The organism is Actinomadura fulvescens, assembly GCF_039533225.1.
Classification (GTDB): Bacteria; Actinomycetota; Actinomycetes; order Streptosporangiales; family Streptosporangiaceae; genus Spirillospora; species Spirillospora fulvescens.
Genome location: NZ_BAAATD010000009.1, coordinates 294,360 through 312,903, shown reverse-complemented (window position 1 = coordinate 312,903; position 18,544 = coordinate 294,360). Strand labels below are relative to the sequence as shown.

Here is an 18,544-nt window from a genome sequence, read left to right as displayed (position 1 = left end):
GTAGACTCGGAGGGTGATCTTCAAGGCGGTTGGCGAAGGGCGGCCTTATCCCGAGCACGGACTCTCGTCCCGGGACTGGGCCCAGATCCCTCCGCGCCAGGTCCGCCTCGACCAGCTCGTCAGCACCAAACGCGAGCTGGACCTGCACTCCCTCCTGGCCAAGGACTCCACGTTCTACGGAGATCTCTTCCCGCACGTGGTCCAGTGGCACGGCGAGCTCTACCTGGAGGACGGCCTCCACCGCGCGCTCCGTGCCGCCCTGCACCAGCGTCTCGTTCTCCACGCGCGCGTGCTCGACCTGGACGCCGGCTAAGCAGGGCCAAGGCGGGAGCGGGGTCCACGCCCTGGCCCGGTCTGGGAACGTCAGCGAACGTTGACGGGAACGCGCACCGGCACGTCCTTGGGCTCGATGAGCTGCTCGACGGGGCCTTCGGCATGGGCGACGCTCGGGCGGACGAAGCCGGGGCGGGCCGCCATGAGCCCGAAGACGGTCTCCGGGACGACCAGGATCAGCAGCAGCCCCAGTGACACCTCCCAGCCGCCGGTGACGCTGTGGAGCACGCCCACGGCCAGCGGGCCGAGGCCGGCCAGCAGATAGCCGCCGGTCTGCGCCATGCCCGAGAGGCGGGCCGCCACGGCAGGGCTGGGCGAACGCAGGCTGAGCAGCGTGTAGGCCAGCGGGAACGCGCTGCCCGTGGAGAGGCCGAGCACGGTCACCCAGAGCCATCCCGCCTCAGGGGCGATCAGCATGCCGATCAGGCCCACGACCATGGCCACGGCGACGCCGACGACCAGGAAGCGCTGGTCGCGAACCCGCGCGGCCAGCACGGGCACCGCGAAGCCGAGCGGAATACCGATGATCATCATGTACGAGACCATCATCCCGGCCTCGGCGGCCGCGAACCCGTGGTCCCGCATGATCTCCGGCAGCCACGACATCAGCACGTAGAACATCAGCGACGCCATGCCCATGAACACGGCCACCGACCAGGCCAGCGGCGAGCGCAGCAGCGAGCCGGTGGACCGCATGGCGGGGGCCGAGGGCCCCTCACGCCGGCCGCGCAGGGCGAGCGGCCCCCACACGAGCGCGGCGATCGCCGACGGGACCGCCCACACCGCCAGGGCCATCCGCCAGCCGCCCGCGTTGTCCAGCGGAACGGCCAACCCGGCGGCGACGGCCCCGCTGCCCGCCATGAGCATCATCGCGAGCCCGGTGAGCGAGCCGACGCGGTCGGCGAAGTGCCGCTTGATGACGGCGGGCATGAGCACGTTGCCCATCGCGATGCCGGCGCCCGCCAGGACCGTTCCAGCGAACAGCGCCGACGACGACGGCGCGACCCGCAGCACGATGCCACCTGTGATCATGACCAGCGCGCCGGCGATGGCCGTGTCGGTGCCGAGGCGGCGGGCGACCAGCGGCGCCACCGACGCGAAGACGCCGAGGCACAGCACCGGCAGCGTGGTGAGGAGGCTCACCTCGACGCCGGACAGCGCGAACGTGTCCTGCAGGTCGCCGAGCACCGGCGGGATGCCGGTGATGGCGGACCGGAGGTTGATCGTCAGCAGCACCAGGCCGGCGAGCATCCAGAAACGGGTAAAGCGGGCAGAAGAACTCATATCGCCTTCGAACGTGCAGGGTGGAACGGCAAGAAGTGAACGCGGGCCGGGCTACGCCAGCGGCTGTTCCGTCGAACGGAAGATCTCGTCCAGACAGGAGTGGGTGGCCTGGGCCGCGGCCACCGCGTCACCCGCCTCGATCGCGTCAGCGATGGGCGCGTGGGGGATGTCGGCATGCCGCACCAGGTTGCCCGCCGCCCCGATGCTCGCTCTCAGCACCGCGCTGAAGTCACGGTAGAGATCGGTGAGCACCCGGTTGTGGGTGGCCTCGACGACCGCCATGTGGAACGCCAGGTCGGCCTCGACGAACGCCGCGTGGTCACCGGCCGTCCACTGGGCGTCCCGGCGCGCCAGCGCCTCGTTGATCGCCGCGATGTCGGCGTCGGTACGGCGCGCGGCGGCCAGCCGGGCGGCCTCGACCTCCAGGCCCCGCCGCACCTCAAGGATCTCGATGAGCTCGGCGGTCTCCAGCCTGCGGCGTACCGCACCGGAAAGCTCACTTGTGGCCCGGACGTACGTACCGTCGCCCTGACGGCACTCCAGCAGACCCGCATGGGTCAGCGCCCGCACCGCCTCCCGGACGGTGTTGCGCCCCACGCCGAGGCTCTCGGACAGCACCGGCTCCGGCGGAATCTTGGCGCCGACGACCCACGCCCCGGCAGTGATCTCGTCCCTCAGCTGGTCGATCACCTGCTCGACCAACGACGAACGTCGGGCTGTGCGCAGCGTCATGCTTCCCCCCTCGGCGCCTCCCGCTAACCTCCGGTCAGCCAATCATCCCATGTCTCCATGTTAGGACCGAAAACCACCCGAATCTATTCCGCTATCCAATCCCCGCAGCTCACAGCCACCCACTGTGACCAACCCCACCCGCCGAAACCCCACGACGGCGCGGCGGACGGGTTGCGTTCCGCGTTGACGCGATCGAGCGCCTCCGATGCCGGCCGCTGGTCACCTAGTTGTTGCGGGTCATGACGTTGTAGACGTGGCGTCGGTCAGCGGCTTCTGGGGATAGGCGCGGAGCACGAGGGATGTGATGACAGGGCCGTAACGGGCAAGTGCGTCGACAACTTCTTCAAGTCGTCCCGCCTGCGGGCAGTAGACGTCGAAGATGAGGCAGTCTTCCCCGGTGACCCTGAGGGTGGAGGCGATCTCGGGGGTCCGGGAGGCGAAGTCCAGGGCGCGTGAGAGCCGGGCGTGCGTGGTGCGCAACCGGATGACCGCGTGAATGTTCAGCCCGAGGGTTGCCGGGTCGACCACGGCTCGGTAGCCGGTGATGACACCGTTCTTCTCCAGCCGTTGGATGCGCGCGCTGGCCGCGGGCTGTGAGAGTCCGACACGGCGCCCTACCTCCGCGCCGGTCAACCGGCCGTCGGCCTGGAGCAGGGCGAGGATGTCTCGGTCTATCCGGTCGAGTGATTCCATCGTTGTCCGCACCACCTTCTTTGAGATCACTTGCATCACCGCCGCTGCCCTGATGCATCCAACAGAATCTGCGCCAGGCGCCCCAGGATCGCAGGAAGCGACGAGTGAAACGGTGGTGGACAGTGGTCGCGTACGTCATCATCCCGGGTATCGACGGCTCGGACGGGCAGCACTGGCAGACCTTGTGGGAGCGGCAGTGGGGCACCTCAGCGGTGAGGATCTCCCCTGCCTCGTGGTCCGCCCCCGATCTGGATGACTGGGTCGGCGCTGTCCAGAAGGCGTACGACGACGCTTCCCAGCGGGCCAGCCGCGTTGTGCTGGTGGCCCACAGCCTGGGCTGCTGGGCTGCGTCCACCTGGCTGAACAAGAACCCCTCAAGCCCGACAGTCGGCGCATTCCTGGTAGCGCCACCCGACCCGCACGAGCCGGTGTTCCCACGCCAGGCGGCCGCGACATTCATGGCGGTGTCGGCACAACCGTTGCCGTGCCCGGCCCTGGTGGTGGGCAGCGCCAACGACCCGTACTGCACCCCCGAGGCAGCCGCCGGCTTCGCGGCGCGGTGGGAGGCGCGATGGCACCTGGCGGGCGCATGCGGACACCTCAACTCCGCCAGCGGCCTGAGCTCGTGGCAGCACGGCCGTGAACTCCTGGACTCGCTGACCCAGCAGTGATCAACCACCGCATGGGACGCATGGCCACCAAGTACCGCCCTGCGGTTCCCCTTCGAGCAAGGAAGTCCGCCCGTTGACGCACAAGAATGCGCCGCTGTCCGTCGAAGGTCGCCGCCGGCTCATCGAACGGTGCCGGACTCGACCCATCGCACACGTGGCAGCCGAGATGGGCATCTCTCGAGCATGCGCGTCCAAGTGGGTCAACCGCTACCGACGCCACGGTGACCTCGGCCTACTCGATCGTTCTTCGGCGCCGCATCGTCAGCCCACGACCACGGCTGCCGACACCCTCACCCGCGTCGAGGAACTCCGACGCGCTCACAAGTGGTCTGCAGCCAGGATCGCCTTCGAGCTCAGTCAGGCCGGCATCTCGATCAGCCGCAGAACAGTGAGCAGGCACCTCGCTGCGGTCGGCCTGAACCAACGGCGATTCCTCGACCCCACCGGTGAGGTCAACCGCACTCCTCAGCGATCCAGGCCCGCCGCCCCGGGCACATGGTTCACCTCGATGTGAAGAAGGTCGGCCGCATCCCCGGCGGAGGCGGCTGGCGGGCACACGGGCGCGGCAGCGAGCAGGCCAAGGCCGTCAACCGGCGCAAGAACAAGACCGAACGCGGCGGCTACGTCTACCTCCACTCGGCAATCGATGGCTACAGCCGCCTGGCCTACACCGAAGCACTCCCCGACGAGAAGGCCGCCACCGCGATCGCATTCCTGCACCGGGCGCGAGCCTGGTTCGGCGCGCACGGGACATCCGAATCCGACCGCGTCTCGGCTGTGGACCGGTGTCACCAACGTCATGGCCTCCTACACCTAGTCATCGGTTGCCTGGTCACCGGTTGAGTAGCCACAAGCGGGTTCTGCGTGGCCCCGGTGCAGCGCGGCGACACGGTGTTCATCTCGGCAGCGGCGGGGGCGGTCGGCAGCGTGGCCGGGCAGCTCGCCCGCCGGCTCGGCGCGACCACGGTGATCGGCTCGGCGGGCGGAAGTGACAAGGCCGCCCGGCTTGTCGACGACTTCGGCCTCGACATCGGCCTCGACCGGTGCGAGAGCCCGATCGGCGCCCAGCTCGCCGAGGTCGCGCCCGGGGGCATCGACGTCTACCTCGACAACGTCGGCGGGGACCACCTGGAGGCGGCCATCGCGGCGGCGCGGGCGGGACGCTGCGCGGGCTGCTCGTCAACTCCTACTTCCCGCTGTTCCCCGAGTGGACCGAGCAGGCCGCAGCCTGGCTCGCGGACAGCTCGCAGACAGCTCGCTGCACACCGAGCAGACCGTGGTGGACGGACTCGGACAGGCCCCGGCCGTGATCGGACCTTATAATCACTCGACCGAAACATCCCTTTATCGGCTCGCTAAAAAGCCTCGGCCGCTTAGCAGCTCCGGTTCGACGAGCCGAGTCCGTACCGAACGGCGTGTCCGTCGACGGTCCGGTCGTCGCCGACGAGGCGACCGACCCGGCGATGGTCGACCCGGTACCTCGGCGCGCCGTTCCACGACCTGATCGAGGACTCGCTCGGCGACTGGTCACGATCAGCATCCGTCCCGAGCGATGGCGCACGTTCGACTTCGGCGAGCAGTTCACCTGACAGCCGCCACCACCCCACAGAGGAGCGACGACGATGCGAGCCCTGACCTTCGACCCCGACCTCACCTTCACCGACGTTCCCGACCCGGTTCCCGCGCCCTCCCAGGCGCTGATCCGGGTGGCGGCCTTCTCGCTCAACTTCGGCGAGATCGCCTACCGGAGCGCGAACGTCCCGCCCGGGTACGTCCCGGGATGGGACGCCGCCGGGGTGGTCGTCCGGGCCGCCGCCGACGGTTCCGGCCCCGCCGCCGGCACGCGCGTGGTCACCTTCGGCTGGTCGGGCGCCTGGGCGGAGCTGCGCACCGTGGACACCGCCGACATGGCCGCCGTCCCCGAGGCCGTCGACCTGGGGACGGCCGCCGCGCTGCCCGTCGCCGGGGTCACGGCGCTTCAGGCGGTCCGGCGGCTCGGCGAGGTGGCCGGCCGCCGCGTCCTCGTCACGGGTGCCTCCGGCGGCGTCGGGCGCTACGCCGTCCAGCTCGCCGCCCGCGCGGGGGCGCACGTCGTCGCCTCCGCCGGCAGCGCCGCCCGCGCGGAGGGGTTGCGCGAGCTGGGCGCGGCGGAGATCGTCCTCGGCCCGGAGAACCTGGACGGCCGGGTGTACGGCGTGCTGGACAACGTGGGCGGGCGGCAGCTCGCCGAAGCCTTCTACCGGCTGGAGGACGACGGCGTGGTGATGGCCATCGGGCGGGCCGCCCGCGAGACCACGGTCATCGATTTCGAGCTGGCGGGCGCCCGATCGGCCCGCGGACGGATCGAGAACTTCAACGTCGCCGCGCCGTTCGGCGCCGACCTCGCCCACCTCCTCGGCCTGCTCGCGGCCGGCGACCTGGATGCGCAGGTCGGCTGGCGCGGCCCCTGGGAGGAGGCGGGCAAGGCCGCCGATGCCCTGCTCGCCCGCCAGGTGGCCGGAAAAGCGGTCGTCGACCTCTGACACACCCGGCCACCGCCCCGAAGGCACGGCAGCATCTTCGCGCAAGCCACTGGCAAAGACGCCGCGCTCAACAACCGAAGCCGGGGGTGGGCTGGGGTTAGACCAGGCCTAGGTCGCAGGCGGCGGCTTGGGGGCGGGACGGGCGTAGGCCTACGGCTTCGAGGGCCTGGCGGTAGGCGTTGGCGGCGCCGTCCGTTTCGCCTGCGGCCTCGAAGAGCTCTCCGAGCTCTCGGTAGATGTGGGCTGCGGGGCGGCTCGGGGGGAGATCCTTCAGCTGGCCGCCGGCCGAGTTCAGCACGACGAGGGCACCCGTACGGTCGTCCTGCGCGATGCGGGCACGGGCCAGGACAAGGCGCGCCTGGACGGTCTTGCGGACGCGGGCGGCCCGGTCGGTGCCGCGCTCCGGGGCCGGAACGCCGGCGACGGGTGCCGCGAGGGCCATGCCGGTGTCCAGGAAGTCTTCCAGAGAGGCGATCGCCTGCTCGGGTTCGCCGACGAGGACGAGCGCGCGGGCCCGTTCGATGGTGCTCTCGGTGGCCTCCGCGCCTTCGAGGACCGAGGTGCCCCCGAGGAGGTCGAGTGCCTCGGCGGCCGCGGCGCGTTCGGGCTCGGTGACGACTTCGGCGGTGAACGGCGTGACTCCGCGCAGCAATGCCCTCGCGGCGGCCAGGTTGAGCAGCGCCTGCGCCCGTATCGGAGCTCCGCCCCGTACCGCCAGGGCCTGCTCGGCGAAGTAGAGGGAGTCGCCCACGGCGCCCTCCTCCAGCGCGCGCGAGCTGGCGCGGCGGTAGTGCGTGCTCGGCTGGTCGCCCTCGGCCGCGTCGGAGGTCAGCATGCGGCGGCCCAGGGCGTGGGCGCGTTCCGGGGCGGAGCGGTCCACATAGGCGAGCAGAAGGATCCGCCCGGCCTCCGTGTACTCCTGGCCCACGGTGAGGCCGAAGTGCTGGAGGCGCGCCAGGGCACGCTCACCCAGAGCGATCGCCTGGCCGAGGTCACCGACCGTGTGGTAGCAGCGCGCCAGGGCGATCACGGGGGGCAGCCAGCTGGCCCGGCCAGGGTCGCGTTCGGCCTGCTCGCGAAGCTCCTCGAACAGCGCGATGGCGGCCTCGGTGCGGCCCAGCTCTTCGAGCGCGCGGGCGCGGCCCCACCGGGCGCGGGAGGTGAGATCGGGGTCGTCGCTGCGTGCGAGGACCTCTTCGAAGGCGGTCTCGGCGCCGACGGGATCGCCGTCGAGCAGGGCCAGGTGCGCATGGCGCTCCCGGACCTCAAGATGGGCGCGCTGCTCTGGCTCGACGCCCTCTGCGAGGTACTCGGGCGTGCACCCGAGCCTTTCGGCGAGCATGCGAAGAACGGTCGGCGTAGGCGTTCGCTTACCCGACTCGATCAACGAGATATAGCTGTCTGAGAGGTCGTGACCAGCGAGCTGTGCCTGCGAGAGGCGTCTGGTCAGCCGCAGGTTGCGGACACGCTCGCCGACGTTGCCTGGACCCGGCATGTGGACTCACTTAGCGGAAGTAATCAGGCGGCTGGGGTGCCGACATGATTGCACATTGAGGGTTATCGCACATCGAGAGTAACGAAGCGATAAGAAATGTGATCATCTCTTGCCCTGCCGGGCCGGCCATTCATCCTGGTGGTACGGACGTCGCCGCGAGCCCGTTCACCCTGGAATTGGCTCTGCGGACAGAGATCGTTAACCCAGGGTGCCGGGTACCACCAGGACGGCGAGCGCGGCGCCGCCCGTGAACGAACGTGGGGGACGTGGGGTTGGGGGACGGGGACGGGGCGGGGGGTCGTGGTCAGTCGTCGGAGGGGTTCTTGTTGGGGAAGATCATCTCGCAGACTTCGAGGTAGAGCTGCTCCGGATAGGGCAGGTAGGGAACGGCCGAGAGCGCCTGGTCCTGGCCCGCCGACTCCAGCACGAACTCGCCGTACCCGAGCATGCGGCCCGCGATGGTGCGTTTGAAGCTCATGTCCGTGACCTTGGCCAGCGGCATCATCGCGACCTTGCGGGTGATCAGGCCGGTGGTGAGGAGCATGCGCTGGTTGGTGATCACAAAATAGTCGACCGACCACTCGGCCACCCGCCAGACGAACCAGGCGAGCAGGATCAGCCAGCCCCACCAGATCCAGCTGATGACGGCGCCGCCCGACTCGGTGGCGACGGTGTTGCTCAGCACACCGGCGATGATCAGGCCGCCCAGGACCAGCCCGACCGGCAGCATGAGCACCGCGGGGTGCCGCCGTACGGTGATGACCTGGGTCTCGTGGGGAAGCAGGTATTTGTTTACCGACGCCGGCGCCGAATCACCGGGCGTCACGAGTCTCATGAGGACCTCAGCCGAGCGCGCTGACGAAGGCCGCCAGCGAGTCGGCGGCGTTGGCTAGGCCGTTGGCGGCGTTGTTCACCGATTGGGCGGCCCCCTCGGGCTGCTTGAACACGTAGAAGGCCACAAAGGCCACAGCGACCCATGTGACGTACTTCTTGGCGGGCACGACTGCCTCCCGGACCACGATGACCCACAGACCCCAGGTCAGTTTTGCACAGCCGCGATCCTCGACAAAGCAAGTCCTAGGGCGCGTTGCCCAGTCTCGTCCGAGACGTCTGGCGCAGTTTTTCGGCGGCGACGACGGCGAGGACCTGCAGATGCTTGCGTGCGATCCGTTCGACCAGGTCGGGCGAAGCCGCCCCGGTGACCTCGCGGGCACCGTGCCGCGCCGCCGCGACACAGCGTGAAACAGTCTCTGGCGCGTGAACACCGCCGAACTCTTCGGTAAGCCGCTCGCCGATCTCTTCGTAGCCTGGCAGGTCGCCATCCCTTAGGTGAGCCATCACGCTTCCTCGAGCCTCGCTCGCGCCACCCCGGTCCAACGGTCCCCTGTGCCAGGGCGGCGGAGGGGAACGATCATTGACGTTCCGTAGCAACTTATTACCCATGGTGACGCACGGGCGAACATCGAAATCTCGCGGAATGCCCTGGATGGAGTACGCAGAGTAATGATGGACCGCTCCAATGAGCACTCTGACTACTCTCGCGAACAATCGTTAACGCAGGACAGTCCGGCGACCACCCGGCGCATGCGCAGTAAGACGGCGCGTGCTCAGCCAGAACAGCCCGGCGGACGCCCAGCGTGCACCTAGCCGGGCGTGCACCTAGCCGGGCGTGCACCTGGCCGGGCACGCACCTGGCCGGGCACGCACCTAGCCGGGCATGCACCTGGCCGGGCGTGCACCTGGCCGGAGGTTGACGCGTCAGGCGACGACGCCATATCAGTCAGACGACGCCGTACAGACGGTCGCCGGCGTCGCCGAGCCCCGGCAGGATGAAGCCCTGCTCGTTCAGATGCGAGTCGACCGCCGCCGTGACGACCCGGATGGGCGCCTCGGTGCCCGCGAACGCCTGCTCCATGTACTTCAGGCCCTCGGGGGCGGCCAGCAGGCAGAGCGCCGTGACGTCGTTCGCGCCGCGGTCGAGCAGGAGCTGGATCGCCGCCGCCAGCGTGCCCCCCGTGGCGAGCATCGGGTCGAGGACGTAGCACTGCCGGCCGGATAGGTCGTCGGGCAGCCGCGTCGCGTACGTCTGGGCCTGGAGCGTGCCCTCGTCGCGGATCATGCCGAGGAAACCGACCTCCGCGGTGGGCAGCAGGCGGGTCATGCCGTCCAGCATCCCGAGCCCGGCCCGCAGGATGGGGACCACCAGCGGCTTGGGGCTGGCGAGCTGAACCCCCCGCGTCGGCGCCAGCGGCGTGTCCACTGTGGCCTCGGTCACACGCACGTCACGGGTGGCCTCGTAGGCGAGCAGGGTCACCAGTTCGTCAGCCAGCCGCCGGAACGTGGGCGAATCGGTCCGAACGTCCCGCAGCGTGGTGAGTTTGTGCGCGACGAGCGGGTGATCCACGGCGAGGGTCTGCATGGGCCTCACGGTAGCCCACGGCGGGTAACCTGCCATCTCGGACCCATGAGGATACGACTCTCCTGAGCTGGGCAGTATGCCGTTATGAGCCGAGATCGCACCAGACCGCCCCGTAGTACGGCGGCCCGGGACACGTCCCCATCCCCACCTGCGTCGATGGGGCCGGAGGAGCATGACTCGGACCCGTCCACGGCGGACGAGCACGCCGCCGGGCGTGCGGTGGACGCCATTCCGGTCGTGCTCGATCCGTTCGTCATGACGCTCGTGCCGACCTCCCGGGCGGTACGGACGGTCCGGCAGCAGGGTCGCACTCCGGCCGACCGCGGCACCACCCGCCCCTCCGACGCCACGTCCGATGCCACCGAGGGCGGCACACCCTCGCCCGAGCAGGTACGTGATCACTTGCGGCGGCGTGCCATCTTCCTGCGCGAACTGGCCGAGGCGCGCGAGCTCCGCGAGCGGGTCACCCCGCATCGGGCGCGGCGGGCGCGGATTCACGCGGCGTTGCGCCGGCGTACGTTCCGTGTCACCTGATCCGGATCCAGTAGGTTCGTACCGCGGCGCCGAAACCGGCGCCGTTCCCCACTACGCGGACGGGCGCACGCCCAGTTTGCGGGTGGGACACGCGAGGGCGCTCCGCATCTGCGACCATGCCCTGGCAGGAACCGTGCCGGTGGGGTGGAAATGACGGATGTGGACGCGACGGATTTCGCCGTCGTGGTGTATCGGGAAGACGACCGCTGGGAGGCCGAGATCCTCCCGGTAGCGCTGACCGGGGACCTGACGGGACTGATCCACGCGCTGCGTCAGCAGCCCAGCCTCGGCGGCACCATCGGTCTCGTCTCGGTGGGCGACGACTTCTTCGTGGGGATCCGGCTGCTGGGCGACGAGGTGATGGTGTTCCTCTCCGACGTCACCGCGTCGGTCGACTGGCCGCTGGCCGGGCAGGTCCTGGACTACCTCGACATCCCGATCCCCGAGGACGAGGAGCTCGACCAGGTGCTCCCGGTCGGTGACATGTCGATCTTCACCGACCTCGGGCTGGACGAGATGGAGCTCGGCGCGATCTCCGGCGACCTGGAGCTGTACCCGGACGAGATGCTGCTGAGCATCGCGGGACGCCTCGGCTTCGCCCAGCCGTTCGAACGGGCGCTCGACACCCTCTCCTGAATTGTCCAGACTTCCGCTGATCCGGTGGAACGGGACGTCCAAGGGTGTGTTCGGCGCAACCCGGTGGGTCACAATAACCTCGTGTCCTATTTCGCCGCCGTCTTCGCCCGGACGCCGCAGGGCTGGCTGGGGGTCGAGGCCATGCTCGCCGAGGCCGAGAGCGTCGACGACGTAGCCGACCTGATGCGCGAGTGCGCCGTCGAGTCGTACGGCGACCCGGTGATCCTCCTGATCGAGGAGAACGACGACTGGTTCGCCGTCGTCCGCCTGGACGGCGAGGACGAGCCGCGCGCCTTCGTGTCCGCCGTCCGCGAGGACGGCCTGGGCGCGCTGTTCCACCAGCTCGTGGGCGAGGTCCCCGACGGCGACGCCGCGGGCGACCCCGGACTGCTCGACGACCTCGGTGTGGACGGCAAGCGCGTCACCGAGCTCGGCGAACGCGCGATGCCGGGCGACGCCCTGCTGACGATCGCCGAGCTCGCGGGCTTCGGCGAAGAGTTCGACCGCCTCCGTGACTGACGAGTACGCCCCGGCCATGCGCGAGGCGCTGGCCGAGGCACGGCTGGCGTACGAGGCGGACGAGGTCCCCGTGGGCGCCCTCGTCCTCGCCGGCGACACGATCATCGGCAGGGGCCACAACGACCGCGAACGCACCGGAGACCCCACCGGCCACGCCGAGATCGTCGCGATGCGCGAAGCCGCCACCACCCTCGGCACCTGGCGCCTCTCCGGCTGCACCCTGGTGGTCACTTTGGAACCCTGCACGATGTGCGCCGGAGCCTCCGTCCAAGCCCGCGTCGACCGCATCGTTTACGGCGCCATCGACCTCAAGGCGGGCGCCGTAGGCTCCCTCTGGGACGTCGTACGCGACCGCCGCCTCAACCACCGCCCCGAGGTGCTCGCCGGAGTCCTGGCCGACGAGTGCGCCGCCCTGCTCACCGAGTTCTTCACGCACCGCAGAGTCGGGTAGGCTCTCCCGCGGTGGTGTCGCCTAGTGGACGAGGGCGCACGCCTCGAAAGCGTGTGAAGTGCAAGCTTCCGTGGGTTCGAATCCCACCACCACCGCACCGGAAAAGGGCCTCTGAGCTGCTGGTATAGCTCAGTGGCCCTTTGTCGTTGGTGGCCATCGCGTCACCATCGCGTCACCGGTGGCGGAACACCCCTGTTCTGAGCGAACATATGTTCGATGCGAGAGGGGCGATTGTGGCCGCGGTCCGGAAGCAGGTCAGCAAGTCAGGCAAGATCACGACCTACCGTGTCGAGTGGCGCGAGGGTGGTCGGCGCGGCGGTAAGAGGGACAGCGAGACGTGCGACGACAAGACGATCGCCGAGGACTTTGCCGCGCGGGTTCGTCTAGCAGGGCACCGGCGCCCCGAGGGCTACCCGAAGGGATGCCGCGGTCGGGCTTTGCTGGTCGCTCTGGTTGACGCCGCGGACGACGAGGCGACCGAGGCTGACAGCGTGCCAACGCTGGCCGAGGTCGTCGACCAGTACCTCGGCAAGCTCAAGCGCGCCGAAGAACGTCAGGTCGCCCAGTACGGCCGACTGTTCGACCAGCACGTGCGGCACGCGATCGTGACGCTTCCGGATGGCGGACAGGTCGGGCCGCTCGGCGGTCTGCCGATCGACCAGTTCACGACCGAGGTCGACGAGGCTTGGGTCGAGTGGATGCAGGCGCGTCGGTGGGTTTACCGGAAGGCGAAGACGTTGCCGGACGGGACGCGCGTCAAGGCCGACGTCCGGAGCTACTCGGCGAAGACGATCCGCAACATTCACGGGAGCGTGATGTCGCCGGCGATGGCGTTCGCCGCGCGCAAGTACGGCAAGCATGTGCCTGTCAACCCGTGCGCAGGGGTCGAGCTCCCCGAGGTCAACGGTCGGAGTGTGAACCTCGACTACGTGCCGACCGGTGACGAGATCGAGCAGTGGATCGAGATCGGCTACGAGGTCTCAGAGCTCGCCGGCGACATCATCACCATCGCCACGGGCACGGGTCTACGTTGGGGTGAGTTGACCGCTCTCCGGCCGTGTGACGTCGACTTGAAGCGTGACCTACTGCATGTCCGTCAGGTGGTGAAGGAAGACGCCAAGCGGCGCCCCTACATCGCGTCCTACGGCAAGAGCGATGCGGCGTTGCGGACGATCCGGATCGGCAGGAAGGTCCGCAAGGTACTCAAGCGTCGGATCAAAGGGCTCGATCTCAAGTCGTTGATCTTCCGTGCGCGGCACGGCGGTATCTACCGGTCGACCGGTTGGCATCAGACCCATTGGTCGAAGGTGGTCGCGAAGGCGGTCGAGCGCGGGATCATGACGCAGGTGACGCCGCACAAGTTGCGGCACGCGCACGCGACGACCCTGCTCGCGATGAACGTCAGTCTCGACACTGTCTCGAAGAGGCTGGGGCACAAGAGCATCGTCACCACGTCGGCGCTGTACAGCCACCTTGAGCCGGAAGCCGACGAGCGCGCCGCGAACGCGATCGACGACGTCATGAGCGGCAAGCGCAAGAAGAGCAAGAACAAGAAGGGCAAGAAACCTCGCGCGGCCGAGGGCGAGATCGCCGCCTAGGACGGCGACGGCCGCCCCGCACGGTGGGTTGTGGGGCGGCCGTCGGGCCGGCTAGTGATGGCTGCCTGTTCGGGGGAATCGGACGACGGAAGCCGCCTCTTGCTCCTTGTCGTCCTGCTGCTCTCGTTGGCGTTGGGCCTTGACGGTATCCCGCACACCGTCGAGGTAGGCGTACCGGCGCACGCTACTGATGATCGCTCGGAACACGGCGGCGAGGGTGACGGTCGCCGCCCCCGCGAGCACCAGTTCCCGTACCGGCCCTATCCCGCCATGGCCCCCGTGCGTCTCGGCGACGACCAGGGCGGCGGCGACCACCCAGAGCACCCCCGACGCGCACGACAAGGCAACTTGCGCGGTTCGATCGCTGAAACGCATGCCCGTGTATGCCCTCCGTCCCTTAGCGCTTGCCAGCCGCGGGGAAGAGATCACTTTATCGAATGTATGTTCGACTTGTCCTGGTCTGAGGCGTCTGGCGCGGCGACTTCTTCGGAGGTTGCGGCGCCGTCGAACGCAGGGTGCGCCTTGCCGAGGTCGTGTAGCAGGCTTTCAGGCAGATCAAAGCCAGCCTCATGGAGAGACGTCGAGACGAGCTGAATGATCAGCGCTCTACCCTCGCCGTCGCGCCCGTGCCAGATGACGTCGGCTCGTTCGAGCACGTCGATCTGAGATGCGAGCCGGTCACGCTCCTGCCGCATCCGTTCGGTCCAAGCTGTCCGCAAGTGCTCCTTGAACGCTTCCCCGAGCCTCGACTCGCCGATCATGGCGAGTCCGGGGTCGAGCGGCTGCTCGAACATCTCCTCGTCGAGGCCGAGTTCATCGGTGGTCGCGTGGCCGGATCTGACGAGCAGTTCGGGAACACCCACCTTGAGGGCGTCGGCGATCTTGCGAAGTTGGTCGATGCTGGGTTGCGCTTTGTCAGCTCGCCAACGTCCGATGGTGCTGTCTCGAATCTCAGTTCGCTTCGCGAGGGCTACGTCGCTGTCGTACCCGCACTGTGCCATGCGATCAGACAGCCATTGCCCGAAGGTGAGGCGCTGGACTGCGCCGCGCCGCCGCCGCTTGGCGGGTGAGGACATGGGGAAGCCTCGCTTTCAACACAATAGCCCGGTCTGCATTGACGCAGAGGCTACCTAACGGTCTCTGCTTGGGCTACGGCCAGTTTGTGACATTGATCATTCGACTGACCTGCTGACGATCACTTACCGGACGAGTCGCCTGCTAGGCGGGCTCCTCCAGCGCTCTGCATACATGCAGGATATGAGGTGATTGTCCGCTTGCGAGCAGATTGTGACGGGAGTAGCGTCCCCTGCATGCACGCAGACGGATCATCACCGTCTCGGCCTGCGAGCGGGCCGGGAGCGGTGCGGGGGGCATCCGATGCCCAGCAAGGGTCGGCCCGCTACGCCTTCCGGCCGGACATCTGGCGACGGCTACAGCGGGCGAAGCACTGGCCGAGCGTGAACGCCGCGGCGCGCGAGCTCGGAGTCAGCGACACCACGCTCGCGCGGGCTCTGTCGGGCGAGACGCTGCCGGGTAACCGGCTGATGGCCTCGCTCATGGCAGCTCTACCCGACGAGTGGACCCACGAGCAGGTATTCGTGCTGCTCGTCGACCGAGCACACGCCGACGGCGCGGGTCAGGTGGCGTGATGCCGGCCCGCCGTGCCATGTCGGTCGTGCCCGATCCGATGGCGCACCCGACGATCAGCGTCCCCGAAGCGGGGCGCCTGCTGGGGTTGTCCCGCCCGAGCGCCTATGAGGCGGCCAAGCGCGGCGACATCCCGACGCTTCGTGTGGGTCGGCGCCTCCTGGTCCCGACTGCGCCGCTGCTGGACATGTTGGGTCTCACCTCCCGGAGCGTGCGCGCATGAACAACCCGACCGTTCTCCCCGGACAGGCGTCGATCTTCGACGAGCTCGACGCCCACGACGACGACACCGCCTGGTGGGCGCAGGCATGGGCAGCGGCCGAAGCCGAAGCGGCATCGGGGCGCGTGTTCGCCGCCTACGACCTGTGTACTCGGCACGGCGTTCCCGACCCCGAATCGGTCAACCGATGGGGCGCGCTGTTCACCAAGCTTCGCGCCGCGGGCGTGATCGACCGCTACGACTACGCCCCCTCCGGCCGGCCAACCGTGCGCGGTTCGGCCGCGTCCCGCTGGCGCGGCACCTACCGCTACCGCACGGCCGCCGGCACCACGACGGGGGACGCAGCATGATCGCGCTCGTCGTCCTGCTGGTCGTGCTCGGCGTCGGGTTCCTCGCCGGCCGCCTCTACGAGGGCGCCCGGACCGGCGGCACGGTCGACCTGCTCGCCGAGAACACCCACTTGCAGCGCATCGCCGACGAGCACGCGGTGTGCGTCGCCCTCGACACGATCACGCGGGAGGGCGAGCAGTGACCAACCGCCCCAAGCAGATCGGCACGGCCGGCGAGTCCGGAGTCGTGGCATTCCTCCGCCCGAACGGGTTCCCCGGCGCCGAACGCCGCGCGCTCAAAGGGACACACGACGAGGGCGACATCACCGGCACGCCCGCGCTCACGTGGGAGGTCAAGGCAGGCAAGGCGGCGCAACAGGCCGGCGATCTCCAGATCGCCGCATGGCTCGGCCAGACCGAGACCGAACGGGTCAACGCCGGCGCCGACGTCGGCGTGCTGGTCGTCGCCCGCTCAGGCTACGGCCCGCGGCGCGCCGGTCACTGGTGGGCGATCGTCCCGCGCTGGCAGATGGCTCGCCTGCTCGGCGCCCCATCCTTCCCCGCTCCCCCGACCTTCCCCGTCCGCATGCTGCTCGCCGACCTCGTGCTCGTGCTGCGCGAGGCCGGCTACGGCACGCCACCAGAACAGGAGGAACCCGCAGCATGACCACCCCGAACGCTCCGGCGTTCGTCGACCTCGACGACCTCGCCCCGTGGGTCGACTCGCTGCGCGTCGTGCGCGCCCAGCTCGCCGACCTCAAGGCCAAAGAGGAACAGATCGTCGAGCATCTCAAACGCAGCATTGGCGACGCCGCAGAGGGACGCATCGGCGGCCGGACCGTCATCACCTACCGGCGGTCGCGACCCGGAACGCGCCTCGACGTCGACCGGCTCAAGGCCGAGCGGCCCGACATCTGGGAGCAGTACCTCGTGCCCAAGCAGCCGGCCCGCCCGTTCGTCCTCGACCAGGCGGCGGCGTGACCGTGGCCGAGGGACCGTTCAACCAGCCCGGCGGCGGCGCGAGCCCGCCCGAGGACCCGCTACGGCCGGTCCTGCTGTCGGGGATTCGCGCGGCCGACGCCGGCTCGGCACGGTCACGGCAAGCGGCGATCGGACCGAGCGAGGTCGGCGAACCGTGCGACCGGCGCGTCGCCTATCGGCTGCTTGACTGGCCGACCAGCAACGGCGGCGATCCCTGGTTCGCGATCATCGGTACGGCCGTGCACGCGTGGCTCGCCGACGCGTTCGGGCACGCCCGGCACGGGGGCCGGTGGCTGGTCGAGCAGCGCGTCACGGTGCGTCCGGGACTGCGCGGCACGGCCGACCTGTACGACACCGCGCGTCCGACGGTCATCGACTGGAAGGTCGTCGGTAAGTCCTCGCTCGACCGCTACCGGGCGCACGGTCCGTCGCCCCGCTATCGCGTTCAGATCCACCTGTACGCCGCGGGCATGGTCAACGCCGGCCGTCGGGTCGACCGCGTTGCGATTGCGTTCCTGCCCCGGTCGGGGTTCCTCGACGGCGCACACCTGTGGAGCGAACCGTTCGACCCCGCGGTCGTCGAGCGTGCCCTCGCCCGCCTGGATGCGATCACCGAGCTCGTATGTCTCCTCGACCCCGAGCAGGCGCCCGAGCGCTGGTCGGTCATCCCCGCATCGCCGTCGAGCGAGTGCCGGTTCTGCCCGTTCTGGCGCCCCGGTTCGACCGACCTGTCGAAGGGATGCCCCGGCGACACCCCCGCCCAGATCGGCCGCACGGCCGCCTAACCAAGGGAGATCCCCAGTGTTCAACCAGCCGCAGCACAGCGCCGGATGGCTCAAGCCCGCCGACCGCTTCGGTCACCTGATCCTGATCACCCGGTTCCACGGGACCGAGCGCAAGTTCGACAGCCTGCGGAACGCCGAGATCGACGAGGCCGTCGTCGACCTGGTCGACCTCGACGACCCCGAGCCCGTGCTCGCCGAACGGTTGCGGATCTCGCACGTCGGGATCGTCAACAAGATCGCCCGCGACGGGATGACGCTCGGCCGCATCGGGCAGGCGCCGACAAAGGCGGGCATGAACGCCTACGTCCTCGACGGGTTCGCCGAGGGAGTCGACGACAAGCGCGCCGAACAATGGCTCGCCCGGTACCACCAGGCGCAGGCGCCCGCCGCGGCGACTCCTCCGCCTGCCGCCGCGCCGTCTGCTCCCCCGCAGGGCATCACCGGTGCGGCGAGCCCGGCCGCGGCGTCCGCGGTCGTTGGCGCGTGGAACGCGACCCCGCCGCAGAACGCCCCGCAGAACGCGCCGCAGGGCGCCCCGCCGGCCGCGACCGCCGCAGGCGTCGACGCTAACGATCCGCGGGTGCAAGCGTTGCTCGCCCAGCTCAACCAGTAACCGCCCCGCGGCCGGCGCCCCGTCCTCGACGAGCGGCGGGCGCCGGCACTCAAGTGCAGAACCGGAGTTACCCCCAACGACA

General features: G+C 69.5%; 28 protein-coding genes, 1 tRNA gene and 1 pseudogene. 20 read left to right on the top strand and 10 right to left on the bottom strand.

What is annotated here, in order from left to right:
* The first annotated feature begins 13 nt into the window (after positions 1-13).
* A complete protein-coding gene (locus ABD333_RS31350; RefSeq protein ID WP_344546143.1) occupies positions 14-313 on the top strand; it encodes a type II toxin-antitoxin system VapB family antitoxin in 300 nt (99 codons plus the stop codon).
* A gap of 50 nt (positions 314-363) precedes the next feature.
* Here ABD333_RS31350 and ABD333_RS31345 read toward each other — a convergent pair whose 3' ends face one another.
* The 3 genes from ABD333_RS31345 to ABD333_RS31335 form a co-directional block, all read right to left on the bottom strand.
* The gene (locus ABD333_RS31345) at positions 364-1,617 is read right to left on the bottom strand and encodes a CynX/NimT family MFS transporter (protein WP_344546142.1); all 1,254 of its coding nucleotides are present in this window, start codon (positions 1,615-1,617) and stop codon (positions 364-366) included.
* 51 nt (positions 1,618-1,668) lie between these two features.
* Positions 1,669-2,349 carry a FadR/GntR family transcriptional regulator gene (locus ABD333_RS31340; protein WP_344546141.1) on the bottom strand — a complete coding sequence of 227 codons (681 nt, stop codon included), beginning with the start codon at positions 2,347-2,349 and terminating at the stop codon, positions 1,669-1,671.
* A 237-nt stretch (positions 2,350-2,586) separates the two neighbouring features.
* Entirely contained in the window at positions 2,587-3,042 is a 456-nt protein-coding gene (locus ABD333_RS31335) for an Lrp/AsnC family transcriptional regulator (RefSeq protein WP_344546140.1), read from the bottom strand.
* Positions 3,043-3,164: 122 nt separating this feature from the next.
* Between ABD333_RS31335 and ABD333_RS31330 the strand changes: the two genes are divergently transcribed.
* The 5 genes and pseudogenes from ABD333_RS31330 to ABD333_RS31310 all read left to right on the top strand — a co-directional run bounded on the left by ABD333_RS31330 (position 3,165) and on the right by ABD333_RS31310 (position 6,235).
* The gene (locus ABD333_RS31330; RefSeq protein ID WP_344546139.1) at positions 3,165-3,713 is read left to right on the top strand and encodes an RBBP9/YdeN family alpha/beta hydrolase; all 549 of its coding nucleotides are present in this window, start codon (positions 3,165-3,167) and stop codon (positions 3,711-3,713) included.
* A 73-nt stretch (positions 3,714-3,786) separates the two neighbouring features.
* Positions 3,787-4,484, top strand: a pseudogene (locus ABD333_RS31325) (helix-turn-helix domain-containing protein); the annotation flags it as partial.
* Between the two features lie 93 nt (positions 4,485-4,577).
* Positions 4,578-5,036, top strand: coding sequence for a zinc-binding dehydrogenase (locus ABD333_RS31320; protein ID WP_344546138.1), 459 nt, complete (start codon positions 4,578-4,580; stop codon positions 5,034-5,036).
* A 92-nt stretch (positions 5,037-5,128) separates the two neighbouring features.
* Positions 5,129-5,302 (top strand): hypothetical protein, encoded by a 174-nt coding sequence (locus ABD333_RS31315; protein ID WP_344546137.1) that lies wholly within the window; start codon positions 5,129-5,131, stop codon positions 5,300-5,302.
* Positions 5,303-5,335: 33 nt separating this feature from the next.
* A complete protein-coding gene (locus ABD333_RS31310) occupies positions 5,336-6,235 on the top strand; it encodes a zinc-binding dehydrogenase (RefSeq protein ID WP_344546136.1) in 900 nt (299 codons plus the stop codon).
* A gap of 97 nt (positions 6,236-6,332) precedes the next feature.
* On the opposite strand, the gene ABD333_RS31305 is transcribed toward ABD333_RS31310, so the two are convergent.
* From ABD333_RS31305 to upp, 5 genes are all read right to left on the bottom strand, one after another.
* A complete protein-coding gene (locus ABD333_RS31305) occupies positions 6,333-7,730 on the bottom strand; it encodes a helix-turn-helix domain-containing protein (protein ID WP_344546135.1) in 1,398 nt (465 codons plus the stop codon).
* Between the two features lie 304 nt (positions 7,731-8,034).
* Positions 8,035-8,565 (bottom strand): PH domain-containing protein, encoded by a 531-nt coding sequence (locus tag ABD333_RS31300; protein WP_344546134.1) that lies wholly within the window; start codon positions 8,563-8,565, stop codon positions 8,035-8,037.
* A 7-nt stretch (positions 8,566-8,572) separates the two neighbouring features.
* Positions 8,573-8,731, bottom strand: a complete 159-nt coding sequence (locus ABD333_RS31295; RefSeq protein ID WP_192810169.1) for a hypothetical protein — start codon at positions 8,729-8,731, stop codon at positions 8,573-8,575.
* Positions 8,732-8,807: 76 nt separating this feature from the next.
* The gene (locus tag ABD333_RS31290) at positions 8,808-9,068 is read right to left on the bottom strand and encodes a hypothetical protein (protein WP_344546133.1); all 261 of its coding nucleotides are present in this window, start codon (positions 9,066-9,068) and stop codon (positions 8,808-8,810) included.
* Between the two features lie 442 nt (positions 9,069-9,510).
* Positions 9,511-10,149 (bottom strand): uracil phosphoribosyltransferase, encoded by a 639-nt coding sequence (gene upp, locus ABD333_RS31285; RefSeq protein WP_344546132.1) that lies wholly within the window; start codon positions 10,147-10,149, stop codon positions 9,511-9,513.
* A 156-nt stretch (positions 10,150-10,305) separates the two neighbouring features.
* On the opposite strand from upp, the gene ABD333_RS31280 reads away from it, so the two are divergent.
* From ABD333_RS31280 to ABD333_RS31255, 6 genes are all read left to right on the top strand, one after another.
* Positions 10,306-10,683 carry a hypothetical protein gene (locus tag ABD333_RS31280; protein WP_344546131.1) on the top strand — a complete coding sequence of 126 codons (378 nt, stop codon included), beginning with the start codon at positions 10,306-10,308 and terminating at the stop codon, positions 10,681-10,683.
* A 150-nt stretch (positions 10,684-10,833) separates the two neighbouring features.
* Positions 10,834-11,319 (top strand): tRNA adenosine deaminase-associated protein, encoded by a 486-nt coding sequence (locus ABD333_RS31275; RefSeq protein WP_344546130.1) that lies wholly within the window; start codon positions 10,834-10,836, stop codon positions 11,317-11,319.
* 81 nt (positions 11,320-11,400) lie between these two features.
* A complete protein-coding gene (locus ABD333_RS31270) occupies positions 11,401-11,838 on the top strand; it encodes a tRNA adenosine deaminase-associated protein (RefSeq protein ID WP_344546129.1) in 438 nt (145 codons plus the stop codon).
* A 16-nt stretch (positions 11,839-11,854) separates the two neighbouring features.
* Positions 11,855-12,289 carry a tRNA adenosine(34) deaminase TadA gene (tadA, locus tag ABD333_RS31265; protein ID WP_344546244.1) on the top strand — a complete coding sequence of 145 codons (435 nt, stop codon included), beginning with the start codon at positions 11,855-11,857 and terminating at the stop codon, positions 12,287-12,289.
* A 10-nt stretch (positions 12,290-12,299) separates the two neighbouring features.
* A tRNA-Ser gene (locus ABD333_RS31260) sits at positions 12,300-12,384 on the top strand.
* A 138-nt stretch (positions 12,385-12,522) separates the two neighbouring features.
* The gene (locus ABD333_RS31255; RefSeq protein WP_344546128.1) at positions 12,523-13,887 is read left to right on the top strand and encodes a tyrosine-type recombinase/integrase; all 1,365 of its coding nucleotides are present in this window, start codon (positions 12,523-12,525) and stop codon (positions 13,885-13,887) included.
* Between the two features lie 51 nt (positions 13,888-13,938).
* On the opposite strand, the gene ABD333_RS31250 is transcribed toward ABD333_RS31255, so the two are convergent.
* Positions 13,939-14,262 (bottom strand): hypothetical protein, encoded by a 324-nt coding sequence (locus ABD333_RS31250; protein WP_344546127.1) that lies wholly within the window; start codon positions 14,260-14,262, stop codon positions 13,939-13,941.
* Positions 14,263-14,312: 50 nt separating this feature from the next.
* Complete coding sequence (locus ABD333_RS31245) at positions 14,313-14,963, bottom strand: helix-turn-helix domain-containing protein (protein WP_344546126.1); 651 nt, start codon at positions 14,961-14,963, stop codon at positions 14,313-14,315.
* A 285-nt stretch (positions 14,964-15,248) separates the two neighbouring features.
* Here ABD333_RS31245 and ABD333_RS31240 point away from each other — a divergent pair, with 285 nt between their 5' ends.
* From ABD333_RS31240 to ABD333_RS31205, 8 genes are read left to right on the top strand one after another with little or no spacing between them, the layout of a single operon-like run.
* Complete coding sequence (locus ABD333_RS31240) at positions 15,249-15,536, top strand: hypothetical protein (protein ID WP_344546125.1); 288 nt, start codon at positions 15,249-15,251, stop codon at positions 15,534-15,536.
* Positions 15,536-15,757, top strand: coding sequence for a helix-turn-helix domain-containing protein (locus tag ABD333_RS31235; RefSeq protein ID WP_344546124.1), 222 nt, complete (start codon positions 15,536-15,538; stop codon positions 15,755-15,757). Before ABD333_RS31240 ends, ABD333_RS31235 begins: the two co-directional genes overlap by 1 nt.
* Entirely contained in the window at positions 15,754-16,104 is a 351-nt protein-coding gene (locus ABD333_RS31230; RefSeq protein WP_344546123.1) for a hypothetical protein, read from the top strand. Before ABD333_RS31235 ends, ABD333_RS31230 begins: the two co-directional genes overlap by 4 nt.
* Positions 16,101-16,286, top strand: a complete 186-nt coding sequence (locus ABD333_RS31225) for a hypothetical protein (RefSeq protein ID WP_344546122.1) — start codon at positions 16,101-16,103, stop codon at positions 16,284-16,286. The genes ABD333_RS31230 and ABD333_RS31225 overlap by 4 nt, the downstream gene beginning before the upstream one ends.
* A complete protein-coding gene (locus ABD333_RS31220; RefSeq protein WP_344546121.1) occupies positions 16,283-16,750 on the top strand; it encodes a hypothetical protein in 468 nt (155 codons plus the stop codon). Before ABD333_RS31225 ends, ABD333_RS31220 begins: the two co-directional genes overlap by 4 nt.
* Entirely contained in the window at positions 16,747-17,064 is a 318-nt protein-coding gene (locus tag ABD333_RS31215; RefSeq protein ID WP_344546120.1) for a hypothetical protein, read from the top strand. The genes ABD333_RS31220 and ABD333_RS31215 overlap by 4 nt, the downstream gene beginning before the upstream one ends.
* Positions 17,061-17,849, top strand: a complete 789-nt coding sequence (locus tag ABD333_RS31210; RefSeq protein WP_344546119.1) for a PD-(D/E)XK nuclease family protein — start codon at positions 17,061-17,063, stop codon at positions 17,847-17,849. The genes ABD333_RS31215 and ABD333_RS31210 overlap by 4 nt, the downstream gene beginning before the upstream one ends.
* Positions 17,850-17,865: 16 nt before the next feature.
* Entirely contained in the window at positions 17,866-18,462 is a 597-nt protein-coding gene (locus ABD333_RS31205; RefSeq protein ID WP_344546118.1) for a hypothetical protein, read from the top strand.
* Positions 18,463-18,544: the final 82 nt, after the last annotated feature.